This window comes from Mangrovitalea sediminis (assembly GCF_002514725.1).
GTDB lineage: Bacteria > Pseudomonadota > Gammaproteobacteria > Pseudomonadales > Oleiphilaceae > Mangrovitalea > Mangrovitalea sediminis.
Window position 1 is genome coordinate 507,638 of record NZ_NTLB01000004.1, and the last position, 12,628, is coordinate 520,265.

9 protein-coding genes are annotated in these 12,628 nt (G+C 59.3%); 4 read left to right on the forward strand and 5 right to left on the reverse strand.

Annotation, left to right across the window (positions count from 1 at the left end; translation table 11 throughout):
• Window positions 1-212 precede the first annotated feature (212 nt).
• Together CLR77_RS12215 and CLR77_RS12220 are read left to right on the forward strand one after the other, a co-directional pair.
• Complete coding sequence (locus CLR77_RS12215) at window positions 213-1,256, forward strand: efflux RND transporter periplasmic adaptor subunit (protein ID WP_158227188.1); 1,044 nt, start codon at window positions 213-215, stop codon at window positions 1,254-1,256.
• Window positions 1,246-4,455, forward strand: a complete 3,210-nt coding sequence (locus CLR77_RS12220; RefSeq protein WP_097460916.1) for an efflux RND transporter permease subunit — start codon at window positions 1,246-1,248, stop codon at window positions 4,453-4,455. Before CLR77_RS12215 ends, CLR77_RS12220 begins: the two co-directional genes overlap by 11 nt.
• A 356-nt stretch (window positions 4,456-4,811) precedes the next feature.
• Here the strand turns inward: CLR77_RS12220 and CLR77_RS12225 are convergent, their stop codons facing one another.
• From CLR77_RS12225 to CLR77_RS12235, 3 genes are all read right to left on the reverse strand, one after another.
• Window positions 4,812-5,315, reverse strand: coding sequence for an SRPBCC family protein (locus CLR77_RS12225; RefSeq protein WP_097460917.1), 504 nt, complete (start codon window positions 5,313-5,315; stop codon window positions 4,812-4,814).
• Window positions 5,305-5,649: an ArsR/SmtB family transcription factor gene (locus tag CLR77_RS12230; RefSeq protein ID WP_097460918.1), complete on the reverse strand. Its 345-nt coding sequence runs from the start codon at window positions 5,647-5,649 to the stop codon at window positions 5,305-5,307. The genes CLR77_RS12225 and CLR77_RS12230 overlap by 11 nt, the downstream gene beginning before the upstream one ends.
• 490 nt (window positions 5,650-6,139) lie before the next feature.
• Window positions 6,140-7,783, reverse strand: coding sequence for a phospholipase C (locus CLR77_RS12235; protein WP_097460919.1), 1,644 nt, complete (start codon window positions 7,781-7,783; stop codon window positions 6,140-6,142).
• Window positions 7,784-8,044: 261 nt separating this feature from the next.
• Here CLR77_RS12235 and CLR77_RS12240 point away from each other — a divergent pair, with 261 nt between their 5' ends.
• Together CLR77_RS12240 and CLR77_RS12245 are read left to right on the forward strand one after the other, a co-directional pair.
• Window positions 8,045-9,241 carry an MFS transporter gene (locus tag CLR77_RS12240; protein ID WP_198962750.1) on the forward strand — a complete coding sequence of 399 codons (1,197 nt, stop codon included), beginning with the start codon at window positions 8,045-8,047 and terminating at the stop codon, window positions 9,239-9,241.
• A 16-nt stretch (window positions 9,242-9,257) separates the two neighbouring features.
• On the forward strand, window positions 9,258-10,244 hold the full coding sequence (locus tag CLR77_RS12245; protein WP_097460921.1) for a GlxA family transcriptional regulator: 987 nt from the start codon (window positions 9,258-9,260) through the stop codon (window positions 10,242-10,244).
• Here CLR77_RS12245 and CLR77_RS12250 read toward each other — a convergent pair.
• Window positions 10,236-11,216, reverse strand: a complete 981-nt coding sequence (locus tag CLR77_RS12250) for a threonine ammonia-lyase (RefSeq protein ID WP_097460922.1) — start codon at window positions 11,214-11,216, stop codon at window positions 10,236-10,238. The two genes, CLR77_RS12245 and CLR77_RS12250, sit on opposite strands and share 9 nt — an antisense overlap.
• Window positions 11,206-12,474 carry a M24 family metallopeptidase gene (locus CLR77_RS12255; protein ID WP_097460923.1) on the reverse strand — a complete coding sequence of 423 codons (1,269 nt, stop codon included), beginning with the start codon at window positions 12,472-12,474 and terminating at the stop codon, window positions 11,206-11,208. The genes CLR77_RS12250 and CLR77_RS12255 overlap by 11 nt, the downstream gene beginning before the upstream one ends.
• Window positions 12,475-12,628: the final 154 nt, after the last annotated feature.

A 12,628-nucleotide genomic window follows, 5' to 3' on the forward strand; every position in this document is an offset into this window, starting at 1 on the left:
CGGCAGGTCACCCCGTTCCGGTGACCTGCCTTCCCTCGCTCATTTTCCCCCTGCAACAGCCCCGTCACTAACCCTTTTTGGCTTGCGCCGTGTCAAGTCCTTCTTTCTTCAAGGGTGGTATATCTCCTTAATAGCGACTACTCCTCTGTCGCTATGCGATGGATTACAATTGTTATAAGCTTATAACCATTTGTGATTTGGAGACGACAGCCGTGAAACAACGCTTGCTTGGGCGCCTTGCTGGCAGCCTGCTGCTCACTTTTGTCATGGGCAGCGCGGCGGCGCTCGCCGAACCGCTGACGATCGGTCATCAGACGGTTACCGACTATCGCGCCTTCGATGGAACCGTCGAGGCCGTCAACCAGAGTACGATATCCGCTCAGGTCCAGGCCGTCGTCACCGGCGTCTATGCCGATGTCGGCGACCAGATTGGCGCCGGCACCCTGATCGTCAAACTCGACGACACGGAAATCCAGGCCAAGCTGCGTCAAGCCCAGGCTTCAGTGGCTGCGGCCAAGGCCAGCATCTTTGACACCCGCAGCCAGCTGCAACGCCTCAAGCAGCTGTATTCCCGCAAAGCAACCTCCCAGTCCAGTCTGGACAGTGCCCAGGCCGCCTACGATGCAGCCCTGGCACAGCTGGAGGCAGCACGCAGCGAAGTCGCTGTCGCGCAACGTCAGCTGTCCTATACCCAAATCAAGGCGCCCTATAGCGGACTGGTAGTCTCCCGGCAGGTGGAATTGGGAGAAACCGTCCAGCCAGGCACCCCCCTGTTGACCGGCTTGGCGCTTTCCCCATTGCGCGTGCTGGTACAGGTTCCCCAGTCACTGAAAGCCATTGCCGTCAAAGGCGGCAAGGTGCAAATCGACTACGAGGGTAAGCCCCTTGCTGACGCCAGCATCAGCCGGGTATCGCCCCTCGCTTCGGCAGATACCCACGACTTTGCCGTTCGTGTAGACCTTCCCTCCGACGTCCAGGGTCCCTTACCGGGAGAAGCGGTCAAGGTGCGCTTCGTGACCGGTGAACGCCAGGCCATCCTGATCCCACGGGACAGCATCGTCCACGAAGGAGAACTCAGTGCCGTGTATGTCTTGGGCGACCAGGATCGGCCGCTGCTGCGCCAGGTTAGACTGGGCGCGACCAGCGAAGGAAAAGTGGAAGTCCTGGCAGGCCTGCGGGACGGCGAGCGCATTGCCGGCAACGCGGTCGATGTGATGTCTGAACTGGCGAAAAAGGCGGTGAACGATGGCCGATAGCCGAATGGGTATTGCCGGCAGCCTGGCCCGGCGTTTCCAGAATGCGGAGCTGACGCCCCTGCTCGCCCTGGTGGGGGTGCTGCTCGGCATCTTCGCCATCGTCATGACGCCGAAAGAGGAAGAACCTCAGATCGACGTCACCTTTGCCAACGTTTTCATCCCCTTTCCGGGGGCAAGTCCCAAGGAAGTGGAGTCGCTGGTCGCAACGCCAGCGGAGCAGGTGCTGAGCGAACTCCGCGGCATCAAGCACGTCTGGTCGACGTCCACCGCCGGCATGGCGACCCTGACCGTACAGTTCAAGGTTGGCGAATCGCGTAACGATGCGATCGTGCGGCTGTACAACAAACTCTATTCCAATGCCGACTGGCTGCCGAAGAACCTCGGGGTGGGTCAGCCCCTGGTCAAACCCAAGGGCATTGACGACGTTCCCGTCATGTCGCTCACCCTTTGGTCAGACCGCAATGCCACGCCGGAAGCCCTGACTCGCGTGGCGCACACGCTGGAAACAGCGCTCAAACGCCTGCCGGGCACGCGCGAAATCCGTACCGTGGGCGCCCCCGACGATGTGGTTCACGTGGTGTTCGATCCGGCAAAACTGGCGGTTTACCACCTCAGCCTGGACGATCTGCGCAATGCGCTGCAGGCTGCCAATACGGTCGGGCAGACCGTCGGCATGACCCGCAACGACACCTATATCCCGATTCAGGCCGGCACTTTCCTGAGTAGTGTGGACGATGTGCGTTCGCTGGTGGTGGGTCTGAACAAGGGGCAGCCCATCTATCTGGGCGATATCGCCAAGGTCACCCGTGAAAGCGATACGGCCACCAAGTCCGTGTTTATCGGTTTCGGCCAAAAGCACGATGGGAAGGCTGGCACACACCTGTACCCCGCGATCACCCTGTCCATTGCCAAAAAGCCCGGCGCCAATGCCATCGATATGACCCGCGCCGTAAACCACGAGATCACCCAACTGCACCAGTTGCTGATCCCGCAGGGTGTCCATGTCACGGTAACCCGGGATTACGGGGTGACGGCGGCCGATAAAGCCTCCAAGCTGATTCTCAAGCTGGCGTTCGCAACCGCATCCGTGGTGCTGCTGGTTCTCTTCACACTGGGCTGGCGCGAGGCCATCGTCGTCGGATCGGCCGTCATCATCACGCTGCTGATGACGCTGTTCGCCTCCTGGGCCTGGGGGTTCACGCTTAACCGGGTGTCGTTATTCGCCCTGATATTTTCCATCGGCATCCTGGTCGACGATGCGATCGTGGTGGTGGAAAACATTCACCGCCACCTCAAAAAGGGCCACCACAGCCTGATCTCCGCCATTCCCGCCGCGGTCGACGAGGTCGGCGGGCCGACCATACTGGCCACCTTTACCGTTATCGCCGCATTGATGCCGATGGCGTTCGTCAGCGGCCTGATGGGCCCCTATATGAGCCCCATCCCGATCAATGCCAGTACCGGAATGCTGATTTCGCTGGCCATCGCCTTCATCGTCACGCCCTGGTTTTCGCTCAAACTGCTACACCACCCCAAGGGCACGGAACAACAGACAGAACATGAAGACATTGCACCGACGAAACTGGATAACTTCTTCACCCGCATCCTGACCCCCTTCCTGCGCGGTAAAGCCGGACGTGCGATGCGGTGGGGGCTTGTCGTCGGTATCCTGGTGCTGATCGGGCTGGCAATGTTGTTGCCGGCGACCGGCGGGGTCATCCTCAAGATGCTGCCGTTCGATAACAAGTCAGAGTTCCAGGTGGTGGTCGACATGCCGGAAGGCACGCCGGTCGAGAGGACCCAGGCCGTGCTCGGCGAGCTGGCGCAATACCTGCAAACAGTACCGGAAGTCACCAATGTCGAACTTTATGCCGGTACCGCCGCGCCCATAAACTTCAATGGCCTGGTGAGGCAGTATTACCTGCGCAGCCAGCCCAACGAAGGCGACCTGCAGGTCAATCTGGTGGACAAGCACCAAAGGGACCGCCAAAGCCATGCGATCGCACTGGCCGTCCGGGGACCGCTGGATAAAATCGCCAAACGCTGGGACGCCAACATCAAGATCGTCGAAGTCCCGCCCGGGCCGCCGGTACAGGCACCCATCGTGGCGGAAATCTATGGTCCCAGCCGGGACAGCCGTATTGCAACGGCGCACGAGGTTCGCAAACTCTTCGAAGAAACCCCGGGCGTCGTCGACATAGACGACACGCTGGAAGCGAAGGCCCTGAAATATCAGGTTACCGTCGACCGTGCCAAGGCGGCCCGCCTGGGGGTTGCCCAGCAGGATATCGTCAATGCCATTACCGCCGCCTTCGGTGGTGAAGATGTGTCGTACCTGCACGACACCCACCGCCAGTATCCGGTACCGATTCGCCTGGAAATGAGCGACGCCGAGAAGGCGCGCCTGAAGGGCGATCTGGCCAATCTCCGGGTGCGCAGCCAGAGCGGCAAACTGATTGCCCTGTCGGAAGTGACGAAGGTCGTTCCCGCGTCCTGGGACGATGCGCTCTACCACAAGGACGGCCTACCCGTGATCTTCGTCACCGGCGATGACGCCGGCAAGGTCGACAGTCCGCTCTACGGCATGTTCGAGATGGTCAGCAAGGCAACACACCTGCCGTTGACACAGTATTTCATCAAGCAGCCACCTTTGGGCCTGTCACCTGCAGTGAAGTGGGACGGCGAATGGCAGATCACCTACGAAACCTTCCGCGACATGGGCCTGGCCTATGGGGTGGGGATGATCCTGATCTACCTGTTGGTGGTCGGCCAGTTCCGGTCCTACCTGATGCCGCTGGTTATCATGGCGCCGATTCCCCTGACCATCATCGGCGTCATGCCGGGACATGCCTTGCTCGGGGCCCAGTTCACGGCAACGTCGATGATCGGGATGATCGCCCTCGCCGGGATTATCGTGCGAAACTCGATACTGCTGGTGGATTTCATCCAGCAGCAGCTCGCCGAGGGCGTGGCGATTGAACGGGCGGTGGTCCACGCTGCCGCCATCCGGGCCCGGCCCATCATCCTGACGGCGCTGGCGGCCATGATCGGCGCCTTCTTCATCCTGGATGACCCGATCTTCAACGGCCTGGCCATCTCGCTGATCTTCGGCATACTGGTCTCGACACTGTTGACCCTGATCGTGATACCGGTGCTGTTCTACGCCCTGCGTCGCCGTCGCTACGAGACCGCAGAATAAGCGGAATCACGAGAACAAAAAGCCCGGCATTAAGCCGGGCTTTTTAGGAGCAACTTGTTGTTTTTTTTTAAAAAGCCTGAAAAATCCCAAAAATAAAGCTCTTACCTAACGGCCCAGATCCCTATCCTCAGTCTGCAAATCGGCCAGAGCAGACGTTAGTGTAACCGCCGATCAACGTCTCCTGTCGGTCACTGGCCCGTCAAGATAACTGGGCTGGAGTCACTCCAAATATGGCAGATAGGTGTATCGAAAACCGGTTGCGATTCAGACGGACGCTATCCACTATTCATACGAAGGAACAGCCATTTCGCCGCTTTTCAGCACGCGGAAGCTGGGTAAGGTCGATCAATCCCATATTACTTGGTAAGAGTTTGTAGAAGTTCGTCCAGCCGCTCCAACGTAGACGTCATGCCTGCCTGCATGCCCATTTCAATCACTTTTTCCAGTTCTTCAGTGCTGCCAAATGACACGACTGTCCGCACAATCGAATGCTCTGATGCATCCGTAAATGTGACGTCCCACTTGGATCTCGGTAGCTCCGAATTTATAACGCCGGACTCATCGCTAAAGCCATCCAAAGCCGTGTAGTTATCGATGGGAGTGATGGTTTGGTAGTCGGTACGCCCCCAATACTCCTCTCCGTCAGGAGTGACCATGACATAGTGCCAATAACCCCCTTCGCGAAAATCCATATGCTTGGTTCTTGTTTTCAGGGGTTTCGGCGCAAACCACTGGTCAAGTAATTCGCTTTTGGTGTAGCAGTCCCATACCAGCTTCCGTTTGGCGGCAAACTCCCTTTTGATAGTCATGGTGTTATTTTTCTTGTCGACAATGAAGTCAAACAGAAGGTTATTCGTCATTGTTTTCTCCATCCATAGTAGCCAAGAGGTTATCGAGATTGTCGTACCGTTTTTCCCATAGCAGCCGCTGCTCGCCAAACCACCTCTCCACAGCGGCCAATCTATCTGGCCTTAGCGTACAGGTACGTACGCGACCAACTTTCATGGAAACAATTAGCCCTGCGGCTTCAAGCACTCGGATATGCTTCATGAATGACGGCAAAGCCATGTCGAAGGGCCTGGCCAGTTCACTTACGGTTACCGATCCCCGGCAAAGTCGCTGAATCACAGCCCTGCGGGTTGAGTCGGCAAGTACGTGGAAGACTGAATCTAAAGCAGCACTATTGTTATCCATACGGCTAACTTTAACAGCTCCAAATAGTTATCTCAATGGCTAAGTATTGATTTTGACCCGTCGCGTCGAATACCGAACAAGCGTCTAGCGCCAACACTCCCAATGCTCGCTGACAACCTGGTGAAGACCTCCATCCAGCGCCCCCAGGTAAAACTGCCATGGAGCTCAAGTGCGTTCGGATCTCGGCCCCTATCAAGCGACAGCGCCTAAAAGACATCAGCTCGTATCTGGCTGGCGGACTCTCGACCGGTTCTTGGTCAAAGTCCGCTAAGGCCGAACAGCCGAACTCTATGTTTACCCGGTTTAGGAAAGAACTTTATTCCCTTTATACCTGTTGCCAGCCGAAGCTATGGATATACCAACTCCCTCCCCGGTCGTAGGGCGCATCCAACGTTAGGGTTGCAATCCACGGAAGTACTCCCCGGAAGCGCAAAAGCCCGGCACTAGGCCGGGCTTCTGTTCGTTCCTTTACTGCGGTTGGAGATCGCGCTTAGCTGCGACCCCAGCCCCAATGGCCTGCCCAACCCCACTCGTCACCGTCACGGTCGCGATCATGACCAACACGGATGCCGGATTCCGGGTTCAGGAACAACTTGCGAGCATGGTGCAGACGCTGATCGAAGTTGAACATATTGTCCAGCGAACCGGCCTTGGCATCGAAAGAGTCGTCGCCGATACGGCCTGTCTGCCAGTTGTCTTCGATGAAGCGCAGGACGGAAGACTGATCCGTGACGCTGTGATCAACGAAGTTTTTCTTGGCCCAGGGAGAAACCACCAGCAGCGGCAGACGAGGACCGTAGCCACAACGGTCGGAGTACTTGCCGGAACCGGTCTCACCGCACATACCTACGTCAGACAGCGCATCTTTGTTGACGTCGTTCGATTGGCTCACGATCGGGCTCATCACGTGGTCGTACCAGCCGTCGGAGTCATCATAAGCGATGATGACAGCTGTAGAGCGCCAGTCCGGGCTCTTCTGCAAGCGGTTGATGGTGTTGACGATGAAGGTCTGTTCATCCAGCGGATCGGAGTAACCCGCGTGACCGTCCTGGTAACCGGCTGCTTTCAGGAAGCTGACAGCGGGCATGTTGCCAGCGTCGACAGCCGCCCAGAAATCGGACAGGTCATACTGGTGATTTGCCTGATCCTGACGACCGATCATGGATACGGAGGTCGGTGCCAAGTGATGTGGGTTAGAGGTAGATTTGTAGTACTGGAACGGTTCGTGGTGCGGGATATAGTCCGTCACTGTCGCGCCACCGATGTTTTGGTGGGTAGCGCCACAGATGGCGTTGCCGTTGGCATCGCGACTGGTCGGACGGAAGCCGCCTTCGAACCAACCCCAGGTCACGCCCTTGGCATTGAGCAGGTCACCGATGTTCTTGTTGCCATCAACCATCGATACCGTCGGGTACTTGCTGCTGGAGCAATCGTCATAGGTCGGGTTCGGATCATTGATGACCGTACCAACGCCATTGGCATCGGGGCTGACAACACCATAGGTATCCGTATCCGGCTGCGTGGAGATCGCACCGTGGGTTTGGCCCGATACCAGGTTCAGAGCGCCCGGGGTGGACGGACCGAAAGTGGTGTTGAACGAGTTGTCGCTCATGGCGAAGTGCTGAGCATAGTTCCACAGCGCCGTGACGGTGTTACCGTCATAGTAATCCATAACCAGCCCCTGACGGCTGGACTCAGGTGCCGAACAGGCGTCACGGTTGGTGTTTTCGACGAACTTGTCCATCAGGCCGCGGTTGAATGCTTTCTGCTCTGCGGTGTAGCCATGGTCCTGGTCGCAGGTCAGTGCCTCAGTGCGATCCAGACGCATCGGATTGGCCGCATTGGGGTTGTTGTTCAGCAGCGCTTCGGTCAGGCCATTAACGGTCGGCGTTCCCTTGGCCGCAACGAAACGCGGCTCACCGGCCGGATTCAACGCATGCGGGTAGGTACCGAAATAGTGATCGAAGGAAACGTTTTCCTGGAAGATGACCACAACGTGCTTGATCGGAGTCGTGGTACGGGTATGGTCTTCGCCATGTCCAAAATGGGCAGCATCGCTCACTGCCGGTGTTACGACAGCGGCCAGACCGAGGCTGGCCACGATTGCCCGTGACAGCGCCTTCGCCTTAAACATAATCGAACCCTCTAAGTGTTATTGGTCCGGACAGTGTCAGGGAGAAAAATGACAACAGCGTGGCGATTTCTTGAAAAGTTGCTTGCGACCTTTTGCTAACGTCAAAAAAAAGTCTCTGCCTGCCCTCAGAAAAATGGCAGTATCTGAAGTAATAATGTCACTTCTGCCAGATCCAGGTCTGCAACACTGTCCGGACAAATTCAATCGCTGAGAGTGACCGCCATGACGCAAACGGAGCCTGCAGGAAGGAGTACGGTTTGGGTGCTGACGATCTGTCAGGGCCTGTTTATCCTGTCCATGTCGATCGACCTGACACTGACCGGCCTCGTCGGCTATCGACTGGCACCGGACACCGGCCTCGCCACTCTGCCCTTCGCCCTGATCACGGTGTCGACCGCACTGACCACCCTCTTCGCCTCGTTCCTTATCCGCCGAATCGGCCGCCGCCGAAGCTTCGCCTTCGGGGCCTCGGCCGGTGCTGCCGGCGGACTGATCTCGGTATTCGCGGTGACGGGGAAAGACTTCTGGCTCTTCTGTGCCGGCACGGCCATCGTCGGTGTGTCCCGCGCCTTCGCCCAGTATTATCGCCTCGCTGCAGCCGATGCTTCGGACCCGGATCGCAAGGGGAAAGCCATTTCCACCGTGCTCGCCGGGGGTGTACTGGCGGCATTGGTCGGCCCCAGTCTCGCCGCCTGGAGCAGGGATCTGCTGACAGACGCTACCTTTGCCGGCTCCTATCTGTGCGTTGCACTGATTGGGTTGATCGCAACCCTGCTGTTGATGGCAGCCTATCGAGACAGCCATGACCATTCCATCCTGTCGACTAGCGATGCAGCAGCCATACAAACGCAGGAAGGTCGCCCACTGCGAGAGATCCTGCGCCAACCGATTTTTATCGCGGCGCTGGCTAACAACATGATCGGAAGTGCAGTGATGATTTTCGTGATGACCGCCACACCGATTGCGGTGGTTCAGCACCACTTCTCGATAGAGCGCGGTGCCAGCGTCATCCAATGGCACCTGCTGGGGATGTATGCACCGGCTTTCTTCAGCGGTTACCTCATCCGCCGCATTGGCAGCGGCCCCCTGCTATTGATCGGCAATCTGCTGTGTGCCGCCTGCGGGCTGATCGCCGCCGCCGGCGCTTCCCTGCCGCATTTCTATCTTGCCCTGTTATGCCTGGGCGTAGGCTGGAATTTCATGTTCACTGGCGGTTCGACCCTGTTGTCGCTCTCCTACCGGCCAGAGGAACGAGCCAAGACTCAGGCTACCAGCGAGTTCACCACCTATGCCGTCAGCGCGCTCGCATCCCTGCTGGCAGGCATAGCCTTGGCGACCTTCGGCTGGCAAGCCATCAACCTGGCGATCATTTCCGCGTTGGTTTGCAGCGCCGCCGCCACGCTCTGGTGGATGAGCGAAAGCCTGCGGCGGACGGTGCCCGTGTCCTCTCAACGCTAAACTGACAGGAGCCTTCATGCAATCTCCCCGGCACATTGCCCTACTCAGCTACGAACAAGCCAATGTCGTGGATATCACCGGCCCCTTGCAGGTGTTCACCTCCGGCAACGTCTGGCTCAAGGATCGGGGCCACCCGGGGTACCGGTGCCGGGTCCTCTCTCTGCGGGGAGGTGCGGTGACGACATCCAGCGGCCTGCCCCTCGTCACGGAACCCTTGTCGGCAATAGCGGACGACATGATCGACACCCTGATAGTACCCGGTGGCCCCGGCGCCGAAAGCGAAGACGCCAAGGCGCTGGCTCCCTGGATCCTCGATCGCCACCCCCACCTTCGGCGTCTGTGCTCCGTGTGCACCGGTGCCTTCCCTCTGGCCGAAACCGGACTGCTGGACGGACTCCGGGTGGTTACTCACTGGATGTACGCCCCCCGGCTGCAGGCGCTATACCCGCGGCTGAATGTCGAGCAGGACCCCATCTATATCCGGCAGGGAAAACTGTGGACCTCCGCCGGCGTCACGGCCGGTATCGACATGGCCTTGGCGCTGCTCGAGGAGGATTACGGGCATGCCGCCTCGATTTATGCGGCGCGGCAGATGGTGGTATTCCTCAAGCGTCCGGGTGGGCAATCCCAGTTCAGCGTACCGTTGGCCACTCAGAGCGCGCTGGCAGAACGGAGTTTCGATGCCCTGCATACCTGGATCAGCGAGCATCTCGACGAACCCCTCAGCATCGAGCGCCTTGCCGAATGGATGTGCATGAGTCCAAGGACCTTTGCGCGCCGCTATGTCGAGGCCATCGGCCAGACACCGGCGCGCACCGTCGAACGCATGCGAGTGGAGGCCGCCAGTCAATGGCTGGAAAGCTCGGCAATGCCCCTGAAACAGATTGCCGTACGCTGCGGCTTCACGAGCGATCAGAACCTGCGACGAGCCTTCCTGCGCCAGTTCGGCGTCGGGCCGCTTGACTATCGGGAACGCTTTGCGCCGCCAGCCACCTCAGGCTGAAGAGGCAAAACCGCACAGCTGGCTCAGGTCCATATTGCCGCCGGTCACGATCGTGGCCGTCACCTGGTCGGGTCGCACTGGAACCGCTGCGTCCAGCAGCGCGGCCAGACCGACGACCGCGCCGGTTTCCGCGTACAGGTGCCCCGAGGTTGCCATCAGTTTCGTTGCCTCGATAATTGCCGGGTCGGAAACCGTGACCACATCATCAACCACCTGCCGGCTGGCGGCAAAAGTGTACGCTCCGACAACCGCGGGCCCCAGGCTGACAGCCACGGTGTCGATCCGCTCGAGGGCAGCATCCGCACGGCCGTGATTCCAGGCGTTGCGCATGGTCGCTGCACCTTCAGGCTCCACACCGATCAGCTCTATATCCGGTTTCAGGCCTTTCAAGGCCAAACCAACACCGGAAATCAGTCCGCCACCGCCAATAGGGCAAAGTACCCTTTGCAGTGCCGGTAGCTGCCGCAGTAACTCCAGGCCGACCGTGCCCTGACCAGCCATTATGCGAGGATCGTTGTACGGATGAACCAATGTCATGCCCCGTTCATCCCGATAACGCATACAGCGCTCGACAGCCTCCTGGATGCTGCCCTCGACGATTACCTCTGCACCATAGGCTCGGGTTGCCGCCACTTTCATCGGGCTCGATCCCGCAGGCATCATCACGGTCACCGACACCCCGACCCGCGCAGCCGCCCAGGCCAACGCCAGGGCGTGATTACCGGCAGAAACCGTCACCAGGCCACCGTCAAGCTCCTCGGCGCTGGCCGTCAGCAACCAGTTCACCGCGCCACGGGCCTTGAAGCTGCCGGTTCGCTGCAGGCTCTCTGCCTTGGCCCACAAGGCTTGGCCAATGATCTTTTCCAATGCATACAGCTGTAGGGTCGGGGTCGGCGAAACCTGCTCGCGGATACGGTCCTCGGCAGCTTCAATCGCGGCTAGATCCGGCAAGAGAGCAGTATCAGCGGACATAGACCCCCCGGTTAACCGTGGTCAGGAACTCGCACCCCTGCGCGGTGACGACAATGGTGTCGGATAAAAAGGCATCCCCCAGGCCGGAGCGCAACAGCCAACTCATCAAATGGAACACCATGCCCTCCTTGAGCTGCATGTCGGAGTGGCGGCGCAGGCCCACCGGCACGCCACTGCCGGACCAACTGGGGGGATAGCCAATGCCGACCGAATACCCACAATGATGGCGACTGTATTGCGCCAGGTTGTTCCTATCGAGCACGCCCTGCCAACGCTCATAGACATCGCCCGCAATGGCTCCCGGCCGGATCTCCCCCGCCGCGGCCATCATGGCCTCCTGGCAAATGGCATTGATGTGCTCTGCGTCACTGGGCGCTTGGCCAATAAAGACGAAGCGCCCCATCGGGGCATGGTAGCGGCGTACACAGCCCGCCATTTCCAGAAAGAGCAGGTCACCGTGCTCCAGCGCCATGTCGTCCCAGGTCCCGTGCTCATGCTCCAGGTTGCGGGTCGAGCGCACCAAGGGGACGAATCCCGGATAGGTTCCACCGCGGCGAAACATGGCGTCGTAGATCGCCGCCATGATTTCCCGGGCGTTAACGCCCGGACCGGCAGCAGCGATGGCCGACAGCAGCATGGAATCAGAGATCGCAGCCGCCTGCCGGGTCAGCGCCAGCTCGGCATCGGACTGGATAATGCGGATGTTGTCCACCAGGCTACCCAGGTTTTCCCAATCGGCCTCGGGTGTGCCTTCGATCAGGCCTTCCGCAATGGAATATGGCAGAAAGGTGCTGCTCATATCGATCCCCAGCACCCCCTTCTCCAATCCCTGCTCACGCAGGACCCTCAGGGTTTCCGACACGGCTGCTGAGGGCATGAGGGAGGGCCGGCGGCTGAGCTCGCGGGTCGGCGCACCGGCCGTCATCGACCAAGGACTATCGATGGGTGCCGCCTCGGCACCATCCACCGGGGGTGGCTGCGTGCCGTCCGTGTAGCCGACATGTACCACATCCGGCACCTGATCTCTCAGGGTCGCCCGCTCCATGGCTCGCGCCACCAGCATCGGTTCGCCCTTAAGGGGGAATATCAGCAACTGACAGGCGAAATACCCCATGTGATCCAGGCCGGTCAGGTAGTAAATATTTTCGGGACTCGCGATCAGGCAGGCATCCAGCCCGCGTTCCGACATTTCATCGCGCACTCGCTGGCGACGTTGCTCATATTCGGCGTCACTGAAATAACGGCTGCTTGCCACCATCTCGCCGGCTCCTTTGGTCCATGGGCGGCATCGCCGGCCCGGGAATGCATGCATCGCCGCAGGAAGAACCTCCGGCGCCAGTATCGACGAATAGTGCAGTTGGAAGCGGGATTCAAGCCTTTATATTGAGGAGTTTCACGATCGATCACCGTCT